This window comes from Micromonospora ferruginea (assembly GCF_013694245.2).
GTDB classification, from domain to species: Bacteria; Actinomycetota; Actinomycetes; order Mycobacteriales; family Micromonosporaceae; genus Micromonospora; species Micromonospora robiginosa.
In genome coordinates, this window is record NZ_CP059322.2 from 678,607 (window position 1) to 701,812 (window position 23,206).

At 75.4% G+C, this 23,206-nt stretch carries 16 protein-coding genes and 2 pseudogenes; 12 read left to right on the forward strand and 6 right to left on the reverse strand.

The features are described from left to right. Nucleotides 1–54: 54 nt before the first annotated feature. Nucleotides 55–1,464: an alkaline phosphatase PhoX gene (locus H1D33_RS03255; protein WP_181569468.1), complete on the reverse strand. Its 1,410-nt coding sequence runs from the start codon at nucleotides 1,462–1,464 to the stop codon at nucleotides 55–57. Between the two features lie 188 nt (nucleotides 1,465–1,652). Between H1D33_RS03255 and H1D33_RS03260 the strand changes: the two are divergent. The 3 genes and pseudogenes from H1D33_RS03260 to H1D33_RS03270 all read left to right on the forward strand — a co-directional run. Then, nucleotides 1,653–4,192 (forward strand): annotated as a pseudogene (locus tag H1D33_RS03260) (FtsK/SpoIIIE domain-containing protein); the annotation flags it as partial. Then, nucleotides 4,169–5,071: a hypothetical protein gene (locus H1D33_RS03265; RefSeq protein WP_181569466.1), complete on the forward strand. Its 903-nt coding sequence runs from the start codon at nucleotides 4,169–4,171 to the stop codon at nucleotides 5,069–5,071. The pseudogene H1D33_RS03260 and the gene H1D33_RS03265, both read left to right, overlap by 24 nt. 758 nt (nucleotides 5,072–5,829) lie before the next feature. Further along, nucleotides 5,830–6,093 carry a DUF6244 family protein gene (locus H1D33_RS03270; protein ID WP_089157165.1) on the forward strand — a complete coding sequence of 88 codons (264 nt, stop codon included), beginning with the start codon at nucleotides 5,830–5,832 and terminating at the stop codon, nucleotides 6,091–6,093. Nucleotides 6,094–6,100: 7 nt separating this feature from the next. On the opposite strand, the gene H1D33_RS03275 is transcribed toward H1D33_RS03270, so the two are convergent. Continuing rightward, complete coding sequence (locus tag H1D33_RS03275) at nucleotides 6,101–7,462, reverse strand: pentapeptide repeat-containing protein (protein WP_181569465.1); 1,362 nt, start codon at nucleotides 7,460–7,462, stop codon at nucleotides 6,101–6,103. Between the two features lie 184 nt (nucleotides 7,463–7,646). Here H1D33_RS03275 and H1D33_RS03280 point away from each other — a divergent pair. Beyond that, nucleotides 7,647–8,476 (forward strand): annotated as a pseudogene (locus tag H1D33_RS03280) (lipase family alpha/beta hydrolase). 44 nt (nucleotides 8,477–8,520) lie between these two features. On the opposite strand, the gene H1D33_RS03285 reads toward H1D33_RS03280, so the two are convergent. The 4 genes from H1D33_RS03285 to H1D33_RS03300 form a co-directional block, all read right to left on the reverse strand. Beyond that, complete coding sequence (locus H1D33_RS03285; RefSeq protein WP_307755341.1) at nucleotides 8,521–10,110, reverse strand: GMC family oxidoreductase; 1,590 nt, start codon at nucleotides 10,108–10,110, stop codon at nucleotides 8,521–8,523. A gap of 71 nt (nucleotides 10,111–10,181) precedes the next feature. After that, nucleotides 10,182–11,048 (reverse strand): aldo/keto reductase, encoded by an 867-nt coding sequence (locus H1D33_RS03290; protein WP_181569463.1) that lies wholly within the window; start codon nucleotides 11,046–11,048, stop codon nucleotides 10,182–10,184. A 69-nt stretch (nucleotides 11,049–11,117) separates the two neighbouring features. Next, nucleotides 11,118–14,090 carry a SpoIIE family protein phosphatase gene (locus tag H1D33_RS03295; protein ID WP_181569462.1) on the reverse strand — a complete coding sequence of 991 codons (2,973 nt, stop codon included), beginning with the start codon at nucleotides 14,088–14,090 and terminating at the stop codon, nucleotides 11,118–11,120. Nucleotides 14,091–14,165: 75 nt separating this feature from the next. Next, nucleotides 14,166–14,726: an NUDIX hydrolase gene (locus H1D33_RS03300; RefSeq protein WP_181569461.1), complete on the reverse strand. Its 561-nt coding sequence runs from the start codon at nucleotides 14,724–14,726 to the stop codon at nucleotides 14,166–14,168. A 253-nt stretch (nucleotides 14,727–14,979) separates the two neighbouring features. Here H1D33_RS03300 and H1D33_RS03305 point away from each other — a divergent pair, with 253 nt between their 5' ends. From H1D33_RS03305 to trpS, 8 genes are all read left to right on the forward strand, one after another. After that, nucleotides 14,980–16,260 carry an aminotransferase class I/II-fold pyridoxal phosphate-dependent enzyme gene (locus tag H1D33_RS03305; RefSeq protein ID WP_181569460.1) on the forward strand — a complete coding sequence of 427 codons (1,281 nt, stop codon included), beginning with the start codon at nucleotides 14,980–14,982 and terminating at the stop codon, nucleotides 16,258–16,260. After that, nucleotides 16,257–17,123: an HpcH/HpaI aldolase/citrate lyase family protein gene (locus H1D33_RS03310; RefSeq protein ID WP_181569459.1), complete on the forward strand. Its 867-nt coding sequence runs from the start codon at nucleotides 16,257–16,259 to the stop codon at nucleotides 17,121–17,123. The genes H1D33_RS03305 and H1D33_RS03310 overlap by 4 nt, the downstream gene beginning before the upstream one ends. Then, entirely contained in the window at nucleotides 17,120–17,632 is a 513-nt protein-coding gene (locus H1D33_RS03315) for a MaoC family dehydratase (protein WP_181569458.1), read from the forward strand. The genes H1D33_RS03310 and H1D33_RS03315 overlap by 4 nt, the downstream gene beginning before the upstream one ends. Further along, nucleotides 17,629–18,579: an ornithine cyclodeaminase family protein gene (locus H1D33_RS03320; RefSeq protein WP_181569457.1), complete on the forward strand. Its 951-nt coding sequence runs from the start codon at nucleotides 17,629–17,631 to the stop codon at nucleotides 18,577–18,579. Before H1D33_RS03315 ends, H1D33_RS03320 begins: the two co-directional genes overlap by 4 nt. Further along, nucleotides 18,579–19,511 (forward strand): NAD-dependent epimerase/dehydratase family protein, encoded by a 933-nt coding sequence (locus H1D33_RS03325; RefSeq protein ID WP_220138719.1) that lies wholly within the window; start codon nucleotides 18,579–18,581, stop codon nucleotides 19,509–19,511. The genes H1D33_RS03320 and H1D33_RS03325 overlap by 1 nt, the downstream gene beginning before the upstream one ends. Next, nucleotides 19,508–20,383, forward strand: a complete 876-nt coding sequence (locus H1D33_RS03330) for a hypothetical protein (protein WP_181569456.1) — start codon at nucleotides 19,508–19,510, stop codon at nucleotides 20,381–20,383. The genes H1D33_RS03325 and H1D33_RS03330 overlap by 4 nt, the downstream gene beginning before the upstream one ends. Before the next feature lie 55 nt (nucleotides 20,384–20,438). Next, nucleotides 20,439–21,986, forward strand: a complete 1,548-nt coding sequence (locus H1D33_RS03335; protein ID WP_181569455.1) for an asparagine synthetase B family protein — start codon at nucleotides 20,439–20,441, stop codon at nucleotides 21,984–21,986. Between the two features lie 73 nt (nucleotides 21,987–22,059). Next, nucleotides 22,060–23,202 (forward strand): tryptophan--tRNA ligase, encoded by a 1,143-nt coding sequence (gene trpS, locus H1D33_RS03340; RefSeq protein ID WP_246411717.1) that lies wholly within the window; start codon nucleotides 22,060–22,062, stop codon nucleotides 23,200–23,202. The last annotated feature ends 4 nt before the right edge of the window (nucleotides 23,203–23,206 follow it).

Below are 23,206 nucleotides of genomic sequence, written 5' to 3' on the forward strand. Positions count from 1 at the left end.
GGCGAGGCCGGCCGGCGGCTCCCGGGACGGGCACCGCCGGCCGCCCGCCACCGGTCAGCGGTGGGCGTTGCTCGGCCGCCCCCACGGACCGGTGATCGCGAACACGTAGCCCGGGGTCTGGATGTTGGCGAACAGGATCTTCCCGTCCGCGCTGAACGTCGGCCCGGTGAATTCGCTGTCGTTCAGCTCGTTGCGGGCCAGCGCGTACGCCTTGCCCTGCTCGGTGACGCCGACCAGGTGCGACACCCCCTCGCCGTCCTCGGCCAGGATCACCCCGCCGTACGGGGAGACGGTGATGTTGTCCGGCCCGTCGTAGTTGCCGTTGTCGGCCTCCGGGTCGGTGTTCACCCCGAAGATGGTCTTCAGCGTGACGGTCTGCCGGCGCGGGTCGTAGAACCAGACCTGCCCGTCGTGCTCGTGGACGCTGCCGTCGTCGAGCCGGGCGTAGCTGGCCACGAAGTAGGCGCCGCCGTCGCCCCACCAGGCGCCCTCCAGCTTGCGGCTGCGGGTCACCTCGCCGTCGGCGAACTGCTTGCGCACCGACACGGTCCGGGCGTCCCGGTCCGGCACCTCCACCCACTCCACCTGGTAGCGGGTACCAGGTGTGGTGGCCTCGGACAGGTCGGCCACGTGCCCGTCGCCGCGCCGGCAGCGCATCGCCTCCAGGGTGCCGGCGGTGGCGCCGTCCGGCCGCTGGGCGAGCGCGCGCAGCGCGCCCTTGCCGGCCCGGAAGCCGGCCGGCGGCGTCCACCGGAAGTACAGGCCGTTCGGCCCGCTCGCGTCCTCGGTCAGATAGATCGAGTGGGTGTACGGGTCGACCGCCACCGCCTCGTGGGAGTAGCGGCCGAGGAACGTCAGCGGCACCGGGTCGGCGTTGGCGGCCCGGTCGTGCGGGTCGACCTCGAAGACGTACCCGTGGTCCTTGAGGAACTGACCGCCGGCCCGCTGTTCGGTCTCCTCGCAGGTCAGCCAGGTGCCCCACGGGGTGATGCCGCCGGCGCAGTTGTTGTGCGTGCCGGCCACGCTGACGTACTCGCGCAGCCGCCGGCCCTGCTTGTCCACCTCGATGGTGGTGGTGCCGCCGCGCGCGCCCGGGTCGTAGGTGAGGCCGGGCAGCGCCGGCACCGGGTAGGGCTCGGTGCCACCGATCTCGTGGTTGTTCACCAGCACCGAGCCGCGCGGGCCGCGGAAGCAGCCGGTGCCGTCGGCGTCGCTGGGGGTGGGCTGGCCCGACTCCAGCAGCGTCGCGCCCGCCTGCGCGACGACGGTGTAGGAGAAGCCGGGCGGGAGGGCCAACAGGCCGGCGGGGTCCGGCACCAGGTCGCCGTAGCCGACCGCGGGACGGCAGGCGGCCCGGGCCGCGGCGGGGCCGGCGATGGCGTCCAGGTTGCCGGCCACCACGATGCCGAGGCCGCCGGCCGCGCCGCCGAGCAGGGCTCGCCGGGAGAGGGGAGAGGAGGTCACGTCGTCGCCTTCCTGTGCACACGAGGTTGCACTGGCAGGCAAGTCCGGTCGCGGGAACGGCGGGCGGCGGGATCGGCCGCCGCCGGGTGAACAGTGGACGAACCTCGGGTGCCGAGCGCGCCGTGCCCCGCTCGCGCGCGTCCGTTAGGGTTCCCTCGATCGCATCCGGCGGCGTCGAAGGGCGGACGGTGAACAGGCTCGCGGCGGCGTACCGGCAGGCGGTCGACCGGCACCGGCAGGCGCTGCGTCACTGGGAGGCGGCCCGGCGGATGCTGGGCGCCGCCGGCCCGGCCCCCGTCGGCAGCCCCGAGCTGGTCGCCCGGCTGGCCCGGCTGGGCGGTGAGCTGGCCGCCGCGGTGCCCGGCACCGCCCGCGTCGCGACCCACCCCGTTCCGGTACGCCTCGGCGAGGCGACCACCGTCGACGGCGTGTTCCCGGTGCTCGTGCCGGTGGGGGCGGGCGCCCACCTGGCGATCGACGCCGACGCCCGGGACCCGCGCGTCGGTGAGCTGCTGCGCGCGGTGGTGGTGCGGCTGCTCACCGCTGCCCCGGCCGGCGCGGTCCGGGTGGTCGGCGTCGACCAGGCCGCGTTCGGCGCGGCGTTCCTGCCGCTGCGCCCGCTGCAAGACGCCGGGGTGCTCGCCGCGGCGGCGACCACCGAGGCGGAGACGACCGCGCTGCTGGACGCCGCGGAGCGGCACGCGCGTACCGCCCAACGGGCCGACCCGGAGGACCGCGAACTGCTGGTGGTGGTCGCCGCGTCGGCGCCGCCGGCGCGGGAGCTGGCCCGGTTGGCCGCGCTCACCCACGCCGGCCCGGCCGCGGCGGTCTGCGTGCTGCTGGCCGGCTACGCACCGGCCGGTCCGGCGGCGGGCGGCGCGCCGCCGCTGGGGGCCACCACGCAGCTCCGGGTCACCGAGCGCTACACCCTGGTCGGCGACCCGCCGGGGCGGCCGTTCAGCACCGACGGCAGCGGGCTGGCCGCGCCCGTCGTCCTCGACGGCGACCCGTCGCACGCCGCGGTCACCGCGCTGGCCCGCCGGCTCGCCGAGGCCGCCGACGACAGCTCCGGCGTCACGTTCGCCGACCTGCTGCCGGCGCGGCGTTGGACGGAGTCGGCCGGCGCCGGCCTGCGTACCGTGCTCGGCCGGGCCGGCCGCAAGCCGGTGACCGTCGGGTTCGACGACGCCACGCCGCACTGGCTGGTCGGCGGGCGCACCGGCGCCGGCAAGACGGTCCTGCTGCTCGACGTGCTCTACGGGCTGGCCGCCCGCTACTCCCCGGCCGAGCTGCGGCTGATGCTGCTCGACTTCAAGGAGGGGGTCAGCTTCACCGAGTTCGTGCCCACCGGACGCGACCCGTCCTGGCTGCCGCACGCCCGCGCCGTCGGCATCGAGTCCGACCGGGAGTACGGCGTGGCCGTGCTCCGGGAACTGCGCGCCGAACTGGCCCGCCGGGCCGACCTGCTCAAGCGCCACGGCGTCAGCCGGCTCGCCGACGTGCCGCCGAACGCCCGGCCGCCCCGGATCGTCACCGTCGTCGACGAGTTCCACGTGCTGTTCGCCGGCAACGACGCGCTGGCCCGGCAGGCCGTCGACCTGATCGAGGAACTGGCCCGCAAGGGCCGCTCGTACGGCCTGCACCTGGTGCTGGCCAGCCAGAGCACCACCGGCATCGAGGCCCTCTACGGCCGGGCCGAGGCCATCTTCGGCCAGTTCCCGCTGCGCATCGCCCTGCCCGGCGGGGACGCCGTGCTCGACCCGCGCAACGACGCCGCGCGCGGGCTCACCGTCGGCACCGCGGTGGTGAACACCGCCGCCGGCGCGCCCGGCGCCGACGTCGAGGTGCGCTTCCCGGACGCGCACGCCGCCGCGGCCGACCTCGCGGCGCTGCGCCACGAGCTGCACGCCGCCCGGCCGGAAGGGTCCGCGCCGCCGGCGGTCTTCCGCGGCCACGACACGCCCCGGCTCACCGACGACCCCGCCTGGGCCGCGCTGGCGCCCGGCGCCGACCCGCCGTACGCGCTCGTCGGCCGCGTCGTGGACGTCGCCGGCAGCCCGGCCGGGTTCGCGCTCGACGCCAGCCCCGGCCGGCACCTGGCCGTCGTCGGCACCGCCGCCGCCGGCGCCGAGGTGCTCCGCTGCGCCGCGCGGTCCCTGGCCCGCCAGCACGCCCCCGGGACCGCCCGGTTCCTGTTCGCGCCGCTGGCCCCCGGCACCACCGACCTCGCCGACGACCTGGCCATGACGCTGGCCGCCGCCGGCCACGCGGTGCGCCGCCTCGACGCCGCCGCGCTGCGCGCCTTCCTCGCCGAGGCGGCCGGGGACGGCGGCGCCCCGGGCCGCACCTGCCTGGTGGTGTTCGGGATGGACGCCGCCGCCGGCACGCTGGCCGCCACCGACCCGGGCACCTTCCGCTCCGGCCACGACGACCTGCGCGCGGTGCTGCGCCACGGCCCGGCGCGTGGCGTGCACGTGCTCGGCTGGTGGCGCGGGCTGCGCCGGCTCGCCGACGACCTCGGCGGCAGCGGCCACCGCGACGACGTGACCGGCCTGGTCGCGCTGAACGTGCCGGCCGCCGACCTCGGCCTGCACCTGGGCGTGCACGACCTCGCCTATACACCGCGCGAGGGCCGGGCCCTGCTGGTCGACCGGCACGAGCACCGCACCGCCCTGATCGTGCCGTTCACCGAGGACGGTGAGTCGTGAGCGGGTTCGACGAGTACGCCGCGCTGATCCGGGAGTTGTCCACCCGGCAGCGCGGCGGTGAGCGCGCGATCGCCGCCGAGGCCCAGCGCCGGCGTGAGCTGCAGTCCGGGGTGGACACGCTCGGTCGCCGGCTGGCCGCCCAGGGCGCGCACCTCGACCGGCTCGGCGAGGCGATCGGCACCCCGATGACGTCCCTCCCCGACGCGCCACCGGCCGGACCCGCACCGGCCGCCGCGCCGGGCACCACGGCCGGTCCCGGCCCGGCGGGTGCACCCGGCCCGGTGAACGCACCCGGCCGAACCGGTGCGCCCGGATCGGTGGGTGCATCCGGCGCGGGGACGGGACACGGGTCGGGAGCCGGATCCGCGGCGAGCGCCGGACACGGGCGCGGAACAGGGGACGGGACGATCGGCGGCGGAGCCGCCGCGCCGGGGCGGTCGGGTGTCGGGGCATACCCCGACGGGAGCATGCCCACCGGCGACCCGGCGGCGGATCTGGCGGCGGCCGGGCGGCTGGCCGACGCGGCCGACCGGCACGGACAGGAGACCGAGGCGCTGGCCCGGCGGCCGGTGCTGCTGCCGACCTGGTCGGCGCCGGCCCGGGCGGTCGCGGTCTACGCGGGGTGCGCGCTGGTCGGCTCGCTGCTCATGCTGATCGCGCTGGTCGGCTCGCCGCTGCCGGTGTCCGGGATGGACCTGGTGGCGGCGGTGTCCTGTGCGGGCGTACCGCTGATGTCCTTCCTGGCCGGCCAGCTCGTGCTGGCGCGCTGGGGTCGCCCCGTGCTGGCCGACGGCGAGACCCCACCCGGCCGCTACGTCCCGCTGGGCTTCGTCATCTGCGCCCTGGTCTCCCCGTCCCTGTTCTGCCTCTACCTGGTCCTCTTCCGCCTCCTCCGCTGACCCCCACCCGCGTGCTCGCCGTGCTCGCCGTGCTCGCCGTGCTCGCCGTGCTCGCCGTGCTCGCCGATCTTGGAGTTGTGGCGCCCATGATGCGGCTTGCGAGGCTTTTGCGAGGTGCCACAACTCCAAGATCGGCGAGTTGGGCGAGGCGGGCAGGCGTGGCGGGGTGGCGGCGGCGAGGCGGAGATGCTCGCGGCGTGCACCTCGTCGATCAAGGAGTTGTGGCGCCCAGGATGCGACCTATGAGCCTTTTGCGAGGCGCCACAACTCCAAGATCGGCGAAGCGGTGCGAGGTGGCGGGGACGGGGCGAGGGCGGTTGGGGCGCGAGGTGCGGCGGGGCAGGGCGGGGCGAGGTGTGGCGGGGCAGGGCGGTGCTAGGCGAGGTGACGTGAGTTGGCGGGGGCGAGGTGAGGCGAAGCGAGGTGGGCTGCGGAGCGCGGGGTGTTGTGCGGCGGGGGCGGGATGGTGCGACGTGGGGCGAGGTGTGGCGGCGGGGACAGGGTGTGACGTGGGGCGAGGTGCGGCGGGGTGGATGGTGTGACGTGGGGCGAGGTGAGGCGAAGCGAGGTGGGCTGCGGAGCGCGGGGTGTTGTGCGGCGGGGGTGGGATGGTGTGACGTAGGGCGAGGTGCGGTGGCGGGACAGGGTGTGACGTGGGGCGAGGTGCGGCGGCGGGACGGGGCTGGGGAGGGGTGGCGGTGGGGTGGGACGGGGTGGGGTGGGCGGTAGGGTGGCGGGAGGCGACGCGGGGAGGGCTTGTGAGCGCTGCGGAGGTCATCGCCAGGCTGGCGGCGGCGGCACAGAAGCTGGACGAGGCGAAGGCCCGCACGGCTGCCGCCGCGCAGGACGCGGCCGAGGCGCGGGCGCTGGTCGCGGGCGCGCTCGAAGGCGCGACGGCGGGGCCGCTGATCGGGGTGATCGACGCCTACCGGCAGGCGCTCGCCCAGGCCGCGCAGGGTGGCGAGCCGGCCCGCCAGCACGTGCAGGAGACCATCGCGAAGGTTCAGGCGCTGGGCAACTGACCGGCCGTCACGGGTCGGTGAGGACCAGCCAGTCGCCGTCGCGGCGGGTGACGGTGACGTCGGGCGGCCAGACGTGGGTGACCGCCGTGGACGCGCGGGCCTGGTCGACGAGGGGCCGGCGGGCCAGGGCGGCGCCCTCGAAGCGGGCCCGGCCGTGGAACACGGCCCGGCCGAAGTTCGTGCCGCCCTCGAAGCGCGCGCCCTCGAACCAGGCCTCCTCGCCGAACTCGGTCCAGCGGAACAGTGCCATGTCGGCGAAGCGGGCCCGGTGGAAGCCGGCGTACGCGGCGAACGTGGTGTGTTCCATGGACAGTCCGCTCAGGAACTCCGCGTCCCGGAAGGTGGCGCTGCCGGCGAACGTGGCCCGGTCGAAGCTGCTCGGCTGCCGCAGCGTGGCCCCCCGGAAGGAGAACTCCCCGAAGCGCGTTCCCCGGCAGGACAGCGCGCCGCCGAGGTCGGCCCGGTCGAAGCTGGTCCGGCCGGTGATCAGCGCGTCGTCGAGCACGATCTCGGCGTCGCCGGTGAGGTCGTCGCACACCAGGTCGGCGAACTCGGCGGCCAGCCGTAGCCGGCCGTGCGCGACCGCGCCGGCGAGGCTGGTGGTGCCGGTGCAGACCGCGCTGGTGAGGTCGAGGTCGACCAGGGTGCCGCCGGCGGCGTCGAAGTCGTGCAGCCGGGCGCCGGTCAGGTCCAGCGCGATGCCGGGCCACCAGGTCTCCCGGTCCGCGCGCAGGTGCCGGGTGAGGGTCCGCTGCGCGGTGCGGCGCACCTCGGTCTCGCGCGGGTCGTCGGGCGCCGGCATCCGGAGGTACGCGCAGAGCACCGCCACGATGGTCGGCCGCTGCCCCGGGTTGTCCTGACCGAGCCGCTCCAGCGCGTGCAGGCCGCCCAGGCGTACCCCCGGGTTGTCGCTGCCGACCAGCTCGATGGCCCGGACGTACAGTTCGGTGAGCCGGCGCTCGGCGGCGTCGTGCTCGGCGGCGGCGGCCTGGCGTTCCTGGTGCCGCGCGGCGGTCTCGGCGACCGTCTCGGCGTGTGCCTGCACCCGGTCGCGGTGCGTCTGGTCGCGGGCGGCGACGGCCTCCTGGTGCCGCTGGCCGCGTTCGCTGATCCACTGTCGACGGGCGGCGAGGAGCAGCGCCAGGCCGCCGCCGGTGCCGGCGACCACGGTGAGGCCGGTGCGGATGGCGTCGACGCGCAGCGTGGCGCGGGTGTCGGGCTGGACGGCCCGGTCGGCTTCGGTGAGCAGCCAGTCGAGCACCAGCCAGCCGAGCAGGCCGGCGAGCAGCAGCCCGAGCAGCGCCAGCCACCAGGGCATCACCCGGAGCGGTTTCTCCGGCGGTGGTGGGGCGGACACGGCGCCCAGCATGCCACCCTCCGGCCACCGTCCTGAATGCCGGTTCGTGCGCCTGGTGGAACAACTGGTTACCGGCGCGTAACTTTCCATTGACGTGTGTGAAATCGGACACGCATCATCGTTCCCACGATCGATCGGCTCCCACCCGTCCCCTCCCGGTCACCCCGGGTGCCTCCTCCCATCGGAGGTGCAGCCCATGCTGCTCCGAACGATCCTGGCCGCCACCACCATCGCCGCCACCGCCCTGCTCGTCCCGGCCACCGCCGCCCACGCCGCCGCGCCCGCCCCCGGCCGGACGCCGTCACCACCACCACCGACGCCGCCCCCGCCAGCACCGTCACCGCCGCGGAACGGGCCGCCGCCGCGGCCGCCGACCCGGTCGTCGTGGTCGGCGGCCTGATCGGAATCTCCATCGCGTACGAGCCGATCGCCGCCCGGCTGCGCGCCGACGGTTACCGGGTCTCCATCTACCAGTTGCCGAACCTCGGCTTCGGTGACATCCGCGAGTCCGCCCGGGCGCTGTCGTCCTACGTGGACCAGGTCCGCGCCACCACCGGCGCGAGCCGGGTGGACCTGGTCACCCACTCCGAGGGTGGCCTGGTCAGCCGCTGGTACGTCAAGTTCCTCGGCGGCGCCGACAAGGTCGACCAGTACGTCAGCCTCGGCAGCCCGCAGTACGGCACCTACGTCGCCAACATCCTCCAGGTCGTCGGCCTGGGCAGTTGTGCGGGCATCGTCGCCTGCCAGCAGATGACCATCGGGTCGAGCTTCCTGGCCGAGCTGAACGGCGGCGACGACACTCCCGGCCCGGTCCGCTGGACCACGGTGCGCACCTGGCAGGACGAACTGGTCCGGCCGGTCGACAACGCCGTGCTCGCCGACGGCGCGACCAACGTGCTGGTGCAGGCGTGGTGCCCGCTGCGGGTCGTCGGCCACCTCGGCCTGGTCCTCGACGGCACCACCTACACGGCGGTGCGGCAGACGCTGGCCGGCGCCGCGGTCCGGCCGAACTGCTTCGCGGTCTGAGCCGCCCCGGGCCCGCCGTCGAGGCGGGCCCGGCGCGACCGCGCTCACCCGTCGGCGCGACCCCGGATCAGGTCGGCGGCCCGCCAGGCCAGCGCCGTCACCGGGGCGCTGGTCCAGCCGGCCACCATCACCGGCAGCACCGAGGCGTCCACCACCCGCAGCCCGTCGACGCCGCGGACCCGCAGCTCGGGGTCGACCACGTGGTCGTCGTCCGCGCCCATCGCGCAGGTGCCGACCGCGTGGTAGCCGCAGTAACCGCGCGCCACCGCCGCCTCCACGATCTCCTCGTCGGTCCGCGTCGCCGCGCCGGGCACCGTCTCCGCCCGGACCCGCTTCGCGATCGGGCCGGTGGCGAAGAACTCCCGCATCCGCCGGAACAGGTCCACCGCCACCCGCCGGTCGTGCCCGGTGGCGAGATAGTTCGCCACGATCGCCGGCGGGACGCGCGGGTCGGCGTCGGTGACGGCGAGGCTGCCCTCGCTGTCCGGCCGGGTCACCGTGCCGAGGCACATCACGCCCGGCTCCCGTTCCAGCTCCAGCGCCCGCCCGGGGCGGGGCGGGGCGGCCGAGAACGGCGCCATCAGCAGGTGGCCGTCCGGGCGGTCCAGGTCCGGCCGGGACTTCACGTGCGCGGCCACGTCGAGCACCGGCAGCGCCAGCGGGCCGCCGCGGGTGAGCAGCCAGCGCAGCGTCGCCCGGGCCTGCCCGAGCGGACTGCCGAGTCGGGCGTTGTGGCCGCCCGGCCCGGCGAGCCGGTACTGCAACGCGATCGACCGGTGCTCCCGCAGGCCGGCACCCACCCGGGGACGGTCGAGCAGCACCGGTACGCCGGCGGCGCGCAGCGTGTCGGCCGGGCCGATGCCGGAGACCTGCAACAACTGCGGGGTGGCCAGCGCGCCGGCGGCGAGGATCACCTCACCGGCCGCCCGGTGCTCGACCTCCCGGCCCCGGTGCGCCACCCGGACACCGACCGCCCGACCGTCCTCCACCAGCACCCGCAGCGCGAGCGCGTCGACCACGACGGTCAGGTTGGGCCGGCGGCGGGCCGGGTGCAGGAACGCGTCCGCGGCGCTCACCCGCCGGCCGCGGTGGATGGTCGCGGTCGGATACCCGATCCGCTCGTCGTCGTCGGCGTCCAGGTCGTCCACCGGGCGCCACCCCAGCTCGGCGCCGGTGGCCACCATCTCCTCGGCCAGCGGGTCGGTGCCGGTGGCGACGGAGAGCCGTACCGGCCCGCCGACGCCCCGGTGCGGCGCGGGCCCCAGCGGATGGTCCTCCAGCCGCTGGAACGCCGGCCGCACCGCCGACCAGCCCCAGCCCAGCGGCGCCAGAGCGTCCCAGTCCCGGGCCGCGCCGCGGCTCCAGATCATGCCGTTGACGGAGGTGGAGCCGCCGACCATCCGACCGCGTTGCCAGGTCTCCCGCCGGTCCGGCCCGATCGTCGCCGGGTAGTGCCAGGCGGTGCGCGGGTCGTCCATCAACCGGGAGAACGCCTTCGGCACCCGGACGAACGGGCTGCGGTCCCAGCCGCCGGCCTCCAGCAGCAGCACCCGGGTGCCCGGGTCCTCGCTCAGCCGGTCGGCCAGCACGCAGCCCGCCGCCCCGGCGCCCACCACGACGTAGTCGAATTCCACCACCCAGGACCCCCAGTCACGAGAATCCTTCCGACAGTAGTTTCTCGATCACGCCACGCATAGAGGGCCGGTCAGGCCGCCTTCGACAGTGCCTCGTACTCGTCGTCGGTCAGCTCCACCCCGGCGGCCGCCACGTTCTCCTCCAGGTGGCCCACCGACGACGTGCCCGGGATCGGCAGCATCACCGGCGACCGGCGCAACAGCCAGGCCAGGGCGAGCTGCGCCGGGGTCGCGCCGTGCCCGGTCGAGATCGCGTCCAGCGGGCCGCCCGGCCGGGCCAGGTTGCCGGTGGCGATCGGGAACCAGGGGATGAACGCCAGGTCGTTGCGCTCGCAGTGCTCCAGCACGTCCTCGGCGCTGCGGTCGGCCAGGTTGTAGAGGTTCTGCACGGACACGATCGGGGTGATCTTCCGAGCCGCCTCGATCTGCTCCACCGACACCTCGGAGAGCCCGATGTGCCGGATCTTGCCCTCCTGCTTCAGCAACGCCAGCTCGCCGAGCTGGTCCGCAAGCGGCACCTGGGCGTCGATCCGGTGCAACTGGTAGAGCCCGATCGACTCCAGGCCCAGGTGGCGCAGGCTCAGCTCACACTGCTGGCGCAGGTATTCCGGGCGGCCCACCGGCCGCCAGTCGCCCGGGCCGGAGCGGGTCAGCCCGGCCTTCGTCGCGATCACCAGATCGTCGGCGTACGGGTGCAGCGCCTCCTTGATCAGCATCTCGCTGACGAACGGCCCGTACGAGTCGGCGGTGTCGATGAACGTGACCCCCAGCTCGTACGCCCGGCGCAGCACCCGCACCGCCTCGGCCGGGTCCTTCGGGTCGCCCCAGACACCCGGACCGGTGAGCTGCATCGCCCCGTAGCCCAGGCGATCGACCCGCAGGTCACCACCGATCCGGTAGCTGCCCGACGCCTTGGCCGGCTGGGTGCTGGTGGCCATCACGGTCCTCCTGAGGTGGGTGGTCTTCCGACCGGAGGTCATTCCCCGAAAAGCGGGGCCGAAGCCTGCTCAGCCCAGGTGTCGCAGCACCACCAGCGCCTGGTCGTCCTCGGAGCCGGCCAGGTCGTGCAGCAGCGCGTCCGCGATCGCCTCCACCGGCTCGTCGCGCACCCCGGCCAGTGACCGGTGCAGCGCCGCGACGCCCTCGTCGTACGGCCGGCCGCGCCGCTCCACCAACCCGTCGGTGTACGCCACCAGCACGTCGCCCGGGGCGAACGCGACGGTGGTGACCGTCATCGGCCGGTCCACCATGCCCAGCGGCAGGGCGTTCGCGGTCGGCACGCTGTGCGGCGGCCGCCCGACCGGCAGCAGCACCGGATGCGGGTGCCCGGCCCGGGCCACCCGCGCCGTGCGGGCCGCCGGGTCGACCACCACGACCAGGCAGGTGCCCAGGAAGCCGACGCCGACCAGCTCGGTGAGCCGGAGGAACACCTCCTCCAGCGGCACGCCCAACCGGATCAGCGTGTTCAGCATGGTGCGTAGCTGGGCCATGTCGGCGGCCGCCTCGACCTGGTGCCCGACCACGTCGCCGACCACCACGGCCAGCCGGTCGCCGTCCTGCCGGACCAGGTCGTACCAGTCGCCGCCCAGGTGCAGGCCGCTCATCGCCGGCCGGTAGCGGGTGGCCACCTCCACCCCGCGCGGCGTGGTCAGCGACGAGCTGCGCAGCCGACCGGCCAGGCGCGTCACCAGGTTGTGCTCGGCGGCGGCCAGCCGGACCCGCTCCAGCGTCTGCTCGCACAGGTCGGCGACGGTGTCCAGCAGCGCCAGGTCGGTGTCGCGCAGCGGGCGCTCGCGCCGCCAGCCGAAGCCCAGCGCGGCGATCGGGCGGTGCCCGGCACCGAACAGCGGCAGCGCCACGGTGGTCACCAGGCCGTGCCCGCCGACCGGGTCGGGCAGGCCCGGGAACCGGGCGGCGAAGTCGGCGCGGTCGCGCAGCACGATGCGTTCGCCGTTGCGCAGCGCGCGCACGATCGGGCGCGGGTCGTCGAGAGTCAGGTCGCGGAACGTGGCGGCCAGGGTGCCCGGCACGTCGTCGTGGTGCCACAGCCGGACCCGGCGGCCCTCGTCCCGCATGGCCAGGCCGGGCAGCTCGGCGCCGAGCGCGGTGGTGGCGGCGTCCAGGATCACCTCGATCGCCTCGGTGGTCGAGCGGGTCACGCTCAGCCGGGCCGCGAACCCGGCCATCGCCTGCGCCGACCCGGTCAGCTCGGCCCGCTGCACCGCCTGGCTGCACAGCCCGGCCACCGCGTCGAGCAGGCTGCGCAGCGCCTCGTCGTCGGCGACCGGGCCGACCCAGCACACCTCCAGCGCGCCGAGGGTGCCGCCGTCGCCGTAGCGCAGCGGCAGGCAGACGCCGGCCGTCCGGCCGTCGGCGCCGGCCAGCGGCAGCACCGCGTTGTCGCGTACCGCCCGGGCCAGCGGGTCGTCGGCGTCGACCGGCAGCCGGCCGGGCGGCGCGTCGCCGCCGGCCACGTCGAGCATCCGGCCGCCGGGCGACGCGACGGCCACCCGCAGCGTGGCGGCGTCCACCACGGCCGGGGCGAGCGCGGTGAGCGCCGCCACGACGGCCTCCCGGCCCCGCGCCGAGCTGAGCGCCCCGGCCAGCCGGGCGAGCGCCTCCGCCCGCCGCAGCGCCCGCTGCCGCTCGCTGACGTCCCGCCCGACGGTGGCCACGAACGCGGGCCGCTGGTCGCCGGTGTCCACGGTGAACGTCTGGTGGTCGACGTCGATCAGCTCGCCGGTGTCCCGGTGGACCAGCCGGCGTTCCCCCCGGTGGTGCCCCTCGCGCAGCGCGGTCGGGATCAGCTCGGTGCGCCACAGGTCGCGGGCGTCCGGCGGGTCGGTGTCGACCGGCCCCGGCTCGTCGCCCGCCCGGTCGTCGAGCCCGAACAGCGCCCGGCCGGCCGGGTTGACGTAGACGGTGCGGCCGTCCGGGTCGGCCACCGCGATGAAGTCGCCGGAGCGTTCCACGAGCGCCTGGAACAGCCGCAGCTCGGCGCGGGTGGGGTCCGGTGCGGGCCGGTGGCGGTCCGCCCGGCGGGCCCGGGCGGCGGCCAGCGCCGCGCCGATCTGCCCGGCGACCAGCTCGACGAACGCCCGGTGGTCGGCGTCGACCGGCCGGTGCGGGTCCAACCCGGCGACCAGGACCGCGGCCGGTGTTGCGGCGCCGGGGTCGGGCACCGGCAGCACGGCCACCACCGGGGCGGCCGGACAGCCGTCGCTCGGGTGCGGGGGCACCAGTCGCGGCGCGCCGTCGGCCAGCACCTCGGCCAGCGGCCAGCCGCCGGGCGGCCCGGGGAGCACGTCGGCGCCGTCCGCGGCGGCCAGCCGTGGGCCGTCCGGCGTGGCCAGGTGGAGCTGGACGAACGGCAGCGGGGCGGCGTCGGCCAGCGTGGTGACCGCCCGCCGGGCCACCTCCTCCGGGTCGGCGGCGCCGGCCAGCGCGCCGGCCAGCGTGGCGAGCAGCCGCAGCCGGCACGCGCCGACCACCCGCGCGGTGGTCTCGGCGCCGATGGTGAGGACAGCGGCCGGCCGGCCGGACTCGCCGGTCACCGGGCTGTGCGTGAAGGTGAACCACCGCTCCTCGTCGACGCCGTCGCGCGTGCGTCGTACCGGCACGTCGGGGCTGACCGTGGCGCCCCGGCCGGCGCGTACCCCGGCGAGCAGCGCGGCGAACGCGTCCGGGTCGCCGGGCCAGAGGTCGACGCCCGGCGCGCCGGAGGCGGCGTCCCGGGCCGGGCCGAGCAGGTCCCGGTACGCGTCGTTCGGCAGCGCCACCGGGCCGTCGCCCCACCAGAGCACGGCCGGGGCGGGGGAGTGCAGGCAGAGCGCCAGCGCGGTGCGCAGGCTCTGCGGCCAGTCGGCGATCGGGCCGAGTGGTGTTCCGGTCCAGTCACGCCCCGTGATCGCCGCGCCCGCGTCCGCGCCCGTGGTGGCGACGTCCGGCCACCGGGTGCCGTGGGGCGGGGTGATGCTCACCCGGGACCTCCGCTCGGGCGACGGGAGTACCCGGAAACGTACCAGCGGGGTGCGTCAGGCGGCGATCGTCGCCGGTCAGGCGCGCGGTCGAGGGGGTCGTCCGGCGGCGAGCGCGTCCACCGCCGCCAGATCCGCGGTCGCGGTGTCCACCAGCGCCAGGTCGTGCAGGAACCTCAGCCACACCGGCTCGATGCCCGGGGCCTCGGCGAACCGTTCCGCGCCGACGTGCCCGCGGGCGTGCGCCACCGTGCGGTCGGCGAGGTCCCGCACCTCGTCCGGGGTGTACCAGCCGACCTCGTGGGCGGCTTCCGGATCGGCCCGGACGGCGCCGGTGACCGCCGCCCGGTACACGAACCAGTGGTGTCCGGTGCCGCGCGGGCCGGGCCGCCGCCGGCAGGCGTTGGGCCGCCAGCCGTCCGCCACCGGGTCGAGCGTCCGGACGGTCAGGCCGACCTCCTCCGTCACCTCGCGGCGGGCGGCGTCGGCCGGGGTGCCGTGGTCGTCCACGTGCCCGGCGACCGGGGCCATCCCGACCGGTGCGGTGGCCCGGCGCAGCAGCAGCAACCGGCCGGCCGGGTCGGTGATCAGCACGCCGACGCTGGTGTTGTCGCACGGGTTTCCCCGGAGATTCGTCATCGTGTGCTGCGCCCCCGTGTGCGTCGCGACCATTCGCGCGGTCCGCACCACTCCTATCCCATTGACGAACGCAAGTCAACGCTTGTGCCCGAAGCAATCCCGTATACGCTGGCACCGGCTTTGTAGGAATTGCATCGGAGTACGTCCCGGAGTAGTGACGACCGGCTCGTTGCATTCACACCCCTATATCGAACCCCTTATCTCGTGCGCGGCGACCCCTATTCGTGCGCGGCAACCCCTAAGGAGTGGAAGCATGAGTGGTGACGATTCCGGCGAGGCCGGTCTCGAAGGCCCTCGCCGTTTCCGCGACACCGCGAAGATGATGCGTCTGTCGCAGGGCAACTGGCGCGAGGCGGAGAGCGGGGGCCTGATCAACCTGCACCTCGAGTGCCGACCCGACGGCACCCTGCACGACCCGGACACGGGCCGCTCGTTCCTCAACCTCAGCTCCTACTCGTACCTCGGCCTGAACACGCACCCCGCGGTGGTGCAGGGCGCGATCGACGCGCTGACCTCGCAGGGCTGCGTGGGGCTGGGCATCACTCCCACCCGGATGCGCCCGTCGGTGCTGCGGCAGGCCCAGGACCAGCTCTCCGAGATCTGGCGGGCGCAGTGCCTGCTGGCGCTCTCCTGCAGCGTGGCGACCGCCGGGCTGCTGCCGCTCGTGTCGTCCGGCCACCTCGTCGACGGCCGGCCCCGGGTCACCGTTTTCGACAAGCGCAGCCACTTCTGCATGGACTACGTGAAACCGATCTGCGCCGACGAGGCGCCCGTGCTGGTCGCGCCGCACAACGACATCGACTTCGTCGAGGACGCGTGCAAGAAGTACGGGCGGGTGGCCTACGTCGCCGACGGCGCCTATTCCATGGGCGGTCTGGCGGATCTGGACAGCCTGCGGTACCTCCAGGACCGGTACGGCCTCTTTCTGTGGATGGACGATTCGCACGCCATTTCGGTCATGGGTGACCGCGGCGAGGGCTACATCCGCTCGGAGATGGGTGACCTCAACGACCTGACGCTGATCACCGGATCGCTGGAGAAGGGGTTCGGCTGTTCCGGCGGCGTGGTGATGCTTCCCGAGTCGGTCGATCCCGCCCTGGTCAACACGTTCGCCGGCCCGATGTGCTGGTCGCAGACCCCGAGCGTGGCCAACATGGGCAGCGTGCTGGCCTCGGCCCGGCTGCACGCCGGACCGGAGCTGTCCCACCTGCAGGGCCGGTTGCGCGCCAACCTCGACTACTTCGACTCGCGGGTGCCCAGCGAGTCCGCCGGCAGCATCCTGCCGGTGCGGGCGCTCCCGGTGGGCGACCGGGACCTGGCCGTGGACCTGTCCCGGCGGCTGCTCGACGAGGGCTTCTACTGCGCGCCGGTCTACTTCCCGGTCACCTCCCGGGGACGGGAGGGCCTGCGGGTCATGATCCGGGCCAACCTCGGCGACGAGAACCTGCGCCGCTTCGTCGACCTGCTGGTCGAGTGGGTGGTGCCCCACCTGCGCGGGACGGACGCCACCGCGGTCGCCGGGGGTGCGAGATGACCGTCGTCGAGGGCGTACCCCGGAGCCGGTCGCGTGGGATCTGCCGCTGCCTCCTCGTCACCCCGGCCATCCGGATGGAACGGTTCCTCGGCGGCGCGGCGGACGCCGCCGACATCCACCTGCTCGACCTGGAGGACTCCGTGCCGCCGGAGGCCAAGCACGACGCGCGGCAGGCGGTGGCCACGCTCGACCCGCTGGACGTGCCGGCCGGCTACAGCCTGCGCGTCAACCCGATCCGGTCCCCGGAGGGCCTGCGCGACCTGCACATGGTGCTCGACGCCCGGACCGCCCCTGACATGATCGTGCTGCCCAAGGTGGAGTCGCCCTACGACGTCGAACTCGTCGACGACGTCCTCGCCGGGGCGGGGATCGACACCGTGCTGTGGGCGATCCTGGAGACCGCCGCCGGGCTGGAGAGCGCGATGGCCGTGGCCCGGTCCCGCCCCCGGCTCGTGGCGCTGACCTTCGGCGCGGCCGACTTCTGCGCCGACACCGGCACCGCGATGGAGTGGGAGCCGCTGCTGATGGCCCGGTCCCGCGTCGCGCTGGCGGCCCGGTCGGCCGGCATCGAGGCGGTGGACGGCCCGACGTTCGACCTGGACGACGCCGCGGCGCTCGAGTCCGACGCCCGGCGCGCCGCCGCGCTCGGCTACACCGGCAAGGTGGCGGTGCACCCCGGCCAGGTCGACGTCATCAACGAGGTGTTCACCCCCAGCACCGCCGACGTGCACCGCGCCGACCGGATCGTGGGTGAGTTCCGGCGGACCGGTTCCAGCATCATCACCATGGACGGCCGGATGCTCGGCCCGCCCTTCCTGCGCCAGGCCGAGAGCACGCTGGCCCGGGCCGGGCGGTCGCGATGAGGCCGCCGCGCGCGTTCACCGAGGTCGCGCCGGGCCGCTACCGCGAGTCCCGGGGCCTGTACTACGACGAGTTCGACGTCGGCGACGTGATCGAGCACCGTCCCGGCCGGACCGTCACCGAGACCGACAACATCTGGATGTCGCTGCTCAGCCTCAACGCCCACCCGCTGCACATCGACGCGGCCTACGCGGAGGAGACCGAGTTCGGCCGTCCCGTCGTGTCGAGCCTGGTGACCCTCGCCATCGTCGGCGGGATGAGCACGAACGGCACCAGCGCGCGGGCGGTGGCGAACCTCGGCTGGGAGGAGATCCGGCTCAGCACGCCGGTCTTCGTCGGTGACACGCTGACCGCCGAGTCCGAGGTGGTGGCCAAGCGCCTCTCCCGGTCCCGACCCGACACCGGCGTGGTGACGTTCCGGACCCGGGGGCTCAAGTCCGACGGCGCGGAGGTCATGGTCTTCACCCGCAGCGCGCTGATCCCGTGCGCCGGCGGGGGCGGCGCGGCGTGAGGGCGGAATCCGCGCTGGTCCCGCTGGTGGTCGACCGGCACGCCGTCGCCGGCGCGGCGGACCTGCCCGTGCTGGTCGAGGAGCTGCGCCGGGGGTACGCGGAGGGACATCGCGCCGCCGCCCGCACCCCGCCCCGGACCACGGTGGCCGGCACGGACCCGCCGGCGATGTTCGGCGTGATGCCCTCGGTCAGCTCCCGGGAGGGCCTCTTCGTGACGAAGCTGGCCACCCTGGTGCCGGACCGCCCGGCCGGGGAACCCGCGATCCACGCCCTCTCCGTGGTGATGTCGACGCGCACCGGCCGGCCGCTGGCGGTCCTGGACGGCGCGGCCCTGACCGACCTGCGGTGCGCCGCCGTGACCGCGCTGGTGACCGACCTCTGCACCCCGGACCGGCCGCTGCACGTGGGCCTGGTCGGCAGCGGGGTGCTGGCCCGGCAGCAGGTGCGGGGGATGTGCGCGGTGCGGCCGCTGGCCTCGGTCACGGTCACCAGCCGCCGGGCCGGCAACGCCGAGGCGTTCGCCCGGTGGGCCGCCGACCTGGCCGGCCCGGAGTGCCGCGTCGAGGTCGCCGACGGACCGGCCGACGTGGTCGACGGGCGCGACGTGATCGGCACGGCGACCGGCTCGGTGGAGCCGCTGATCGTCCGGCTGCCGCCCGGGCCGGTGCACGTCAACTGCATGGGCGCGCACGCGGCCGACCGCCGGGAGGTGGCGTCCGACCTGCTGCGGGAGCACCTGCTGCTGGTCGAGGACCGGGACCTGGCCGTCGCCGAGGCGGGCCCGGCGCACCGGGACGCCGTCGACCTCGGGGCGCTGCTCGCCGACCCGCCGGCCGACCTGGCGTCGCGGACCACCGTCTTCAGCTCGACCGGTGACCCCTGGGCCGACCTGGTGACCGCCGCGCACGTGCTCCGCCGGGTGCGCCCTGCCGTGGCGGTCGGCTGATGCGCGTGCTGGTGACCGGCGCCGCGGGGCGGCTGGGCGGGGCGTGCGTCGCGGCGCTGGCCCACGCCGGGCACGAGGTCCGCGCCGTGCGGCACCGGCGTCCGGTCGCGCCCGTCCCGGACCGGCGGATCGAGGTGCGGCAGGGTGCGGCGGCGGAACTCACCCGCGACGTGGACGCGGTCGTGCACTGCGCCTTCCGGTTCGCCCCGCACCCGGCCGCCGACTACCGGCGGGACAACCTGGACGCCGCGCTGCGGCTGATGGAACACGGGCGGGCCCACGGCGTCCGCACGTTCGTGCAGGTCTCCAGCGTGATGGTGTACGGCCTGGACGCGGCCCCCGGTGCGGTTCCGCTGCCCGAGTCGCGCCCACCGGCCGCCGGGTCCGAGGTGCTGGACCCGTACCCGGCGATGAAGATCGAGCTGGAGCGCCGGCTGGGCGCGCTGGCGGAGCGGCTCGGCGTGAACCTGGTGGTGATCCGCCCGGGGATCCTCTTCGACGACCGCACCCCGCCGGTGGTCCGTACCGTCGGGCGGTTCGGCCTGCTGGTCGGCGCGGGCCGCAACCACCTGCCGTTCGTGCACGCCGCGGACGTCGCCGACCTGGTCCGCCGGGCGGTGGAGGACGGCCGCCCGGCGGTCTACCACGCGGCGCCCGCCCGAGCGGTCGCGGCGCTGCCGTTCGCCCGGGCCTGGTGCCGCCGCCACGACCCCGGCCTGCGGGTGCTGCCGGTGCCGCGCCCGGCCTACGCGGCGCTGGGCCTGCTGACCTGGGCCGCCGCCCGGGTTCGTGGCCGGCCCGCCCGGTGGCCCAACCTCCGCTACGGCATCCGCCGGTCCACCCGGGACCTGCGGTACGACGTCGGCCGGGCCCGCGCGCTCGGCTGGGACGACACGCGCACCCGGACCGTCCAGGAAGGGATCGACCGATGACCGGCTCATGGCCGCTGATGGAACCGACTCCGGTCACCGACCGGCTGGACGAGGCGTTCCGGCACGTCGACTTCGGCGGGTGCCACGTCTTCGTGCTGCTGGGACATCCGCGTTCGGACATCGGCAAGGGGCAGTTGGTGGCCCGGCTGGCCGCGACCGTCCCCGGCCCGGCGACGGTGGTCAAGTTCGACGGCATCCTCAACACCAACGAGCGCGGCAACCACCCGTCGCCGACCGACGACCTCGCCACCTACCGGCGGTTCCTGCCGGACACGGTGATGGGCTGGCCGAACCAGATCCTCGGCGGCGACGTGCTGCTGTCCTTCCTGCGCGAGTTCGGCGGCACGGACTGGGAGCACCTCAGCTTCGTGCCGCACCTGAGCCGGTTCTTCCTGCTCACCCTGCACCGGGCCTGGGTGGACGCGGGCCGCCCGGCGCACCTGTTCGTGGAGCTGGGCGGCACCGTCTTCGACCAGGAGCTGACCACGTACGTGCTGCCGGCGCTGTCCATGCTCACCACGCCGGCGAACGCCCGGCTGACCACCGCGTTGCTCTCCGAGCTGCCGGGCGGTTTCGTGGAGCCGAAGACCCGGGCCCTGCAGGAGTGCCTGACCGGCAGCCTCCGCTTCGGCCTGGTCTACGACGTGCTGTTCCTGCGGGTGCCGGAGCGGGACCCGGGGGACGACGAGCTGAGCGCGCTGGAGGCGGCCGTCGCGGCCAAGCTCCGGCGGCATCTGGTGCACCGGCCGGCGCCGCCGCGGCTGGTGCTGGTGCCGACGTTCGAGCCGCCGGCGCTGGACGGCTACCTCGACTACCTGCACCGCCGGCGGCACCTCGTCGCCGACCTGGGCCAGCCCGCGGGGCGGGCGTGACCACGACCGGCGCGCCCGCGCGCCGGCCCGACGAGACGAGAGAGGGGGCCGTCCCATGTGCGGGATAGCTGCCGCCGTCCCCGCCGACCGGTCCGCCGTCGAGGCGGCCCTGGCCGGCATGAGCCACCGCGGTCCGGACGGGACCGCCGTGCTCGACGACCCCCGGTTCACCCTCGGGGTGGTCCGGCTCGCCATCACCGACCTGGCGCACGGGGACCAGCCGTTGCGGTCGCCCGGCGGGCGGGCCTGGGTGGTGTTCAACGGCGCGGTCTACAACCACCACCGCATCCTCGACGAGGTGGGGGTGCGCGCGCCGTCGGGCAACGACGGCCACGTCGTCGGCATCCTCTACGAGAAGTACGGGCTGCGGTTCGCCGACCACCTGGAGGGCATGTACGCGGTCTGCCTCTACGACCTGGAGCTGGACCTGCTCGTCGTGGCGGTGGACGGCATCGGCGTGAAGCCGCTGTACGCGGCGCGCCAAGGCGGGGCGCTCTTCGTCAGCAGCACGCCGGAGACGATCCCGGCCGAGCTGCGACCGTTCGCGTGCCGGGTGGCCCCGGGCACGGTGTGGTCGTCCCGGGGGGACGTCGTCGCGATCAGCCCCCGGCCCCGCGAGGGGACCCTGCGGGATCTGGTGGTGACCGCCGTACGGGACCAGATCCCGGCCGAGGTGCGGTGGGGCTGCATGCTCAGCGGCGGCCTGGACAGTTCGCTGCTGACCGCGATCGCGACCCGGGAGGTGGGACGGGTCAGCACGTTCACCGCCGGCCTGGAGGGCAGCGCCGACCTCGACGCGGCGCGGGAGGTGGCGGCGTACCTGGGCACCGACCACCACGAGGTGATCTTCGACGAGGCGGAGATCCCCGACCTCCTCGACGCGGTCGTCACGCACACGGTCAGCCCGGACGTCTTCACCGTGCTCGGCGGGGTGGGCACCTGGCTGACCGCCCGGCTCGCCCACGACGCCGGGGTGAAGGTGCTGCTCTCCGGCGAGGGTGCGGACGAGTTGTTCGGCGGCTACGGCTTCTACGCCGACCTGCCGCCGGCCATGGTGGAGCCGTGGATGCGCTTCGAGCAGCGTGACCTCGGCGCGCGGGAGTGCCTGCGGCTTGACCGCTGCGCCATGGCGCACCACGTCGAGGCGCGGGTGCCGTACCTGGACTCGGCGGTGGTCGCCCACGCGCGCGCCCTGCCGCCGGCCCGCAAGATCGACTATTCGGTGCGTCCGGCCCGGCAGAAGGTCGCGCTGCGCCAGGTCGCGGAGGAGTTCCTCCCGGCGCACCTGGCGCACCGGCCCAAGATGCCGTTCCCCGACGGCGCCGGCTACCTGCACGCCGTCGGTCGCTTCGCCGCCGGCCGGATCACCGGCGCGGACCTGGCCGAGCTGTTCGAGCAGCCGGAGGCCGCCGCCTTCCTCCAGGCCGCGCCGGAGATGCAGGGGTACGGCCTGCGCACCGCCGCCTACCTCTGGCAGCGGTGGAGCGCGCGCTTCCCCGACCTGAGCGCCGACTACCGGGGCCTGGTCCGCCGGGGGCTGCTGCGGCGCACCCTGCGGCACGGCACGTACACCCGCGAGGACTTCCTCGCGGCGATCGATTGAACCCCTACAATCCCACGGTACGAACGGGACGGACCGTGACCGGCCGTCGGTGACCAGAGAGGCTTGCCGTTTCATGCACGCTGCGCAGGACAGCTCGCTGATGGACCCGCCGCGGGAGGCGGGCCCGGACGACCCGGTCGACGGCGGGCCGGACAACGCCTCCTTCGCGGCCGCCCGCAGGCGGTCGGAGGCGATCGAGCGGGAGCTGCGCGAGGACCCGTCCCGGTTCCGGGTGCTGACCGGCGACCGGCCGACCGGCCGGCTGCACGTCGGTCACCTCTTCGGCTCGCTGGAGAACCGGGTCCGGTTGCAGGACGCCGGGGTGGAGACGTTCGTCATCATCGCCGACTACCAGGTCATCACCGACCGGGACGCGGTCGGGCCGGTGGGCGAACGGGTGCTCTCGCTGGTCACCGACTATCTGGCCGTGGGGCTCGACCCGAGCCGCTGCACGATCTTCGCCCACTCCGCGGTGCCGGCGCTCAACCAGTTGATGCTGCCGTTCCTCGCCCTGGTCACCGACGCCGAGCTGCGCCGCAACCCGACCGTGAAGGCGGAGCTGGCGGCCACCAACGGCCGCCCGATGTCCGGGCTGATGCTGACCTACCCGGTGCACCAGGCCGCCGACATCCTGTTCTGCAAGGCCAACCTGGTGCCGGTCGGCAAGGACCAGTTGCCGCACGTCGAGCAGTCCCGGTCGATCGCCCGCCGGTTCGACGAGATCTACGGCCGCGCCGACCAGCGGCACGCCGTGTTCCCCCGGCCGGACGCCCTGCTCTCCGAGGCGGTGAACATCCTCGGCGTGGACGGGCAGAAGATGAGCAAGTCCCGGGGCAACGCCATCGAGCTGGCGATGAGCGCCGACGTCACGGCCAAGCTGATCCGCCGGGCCGTCACCGACAGCGAGCGGCAGATCACCTGGGAGCCGCAGCGCCGCCCGGAGGTGGCCAACCTGCTGCTGCTGGCCGCGCTCAGCAGCGGTCGGACGCCGGAGGAACTGGCCGACGAGCTGGCCGGCGCCGGCGGCGCCGGGTTGAAGGCCGTGGTGACCGAGGCGGTCAACGAGCGGCTGGCCCCGATCCGCAGCCGGCGGGCGGAGCTGGCGGCCGACGAGGGTTACCTGCGTTCGGTCCTGGCCGAGGGCAACCGCCGGGCCAACGAGGTCGGCGACGCCACGCTGGCCGAGGTCCGCGCCGCCATGGGGATGGTCTACTGAGCCC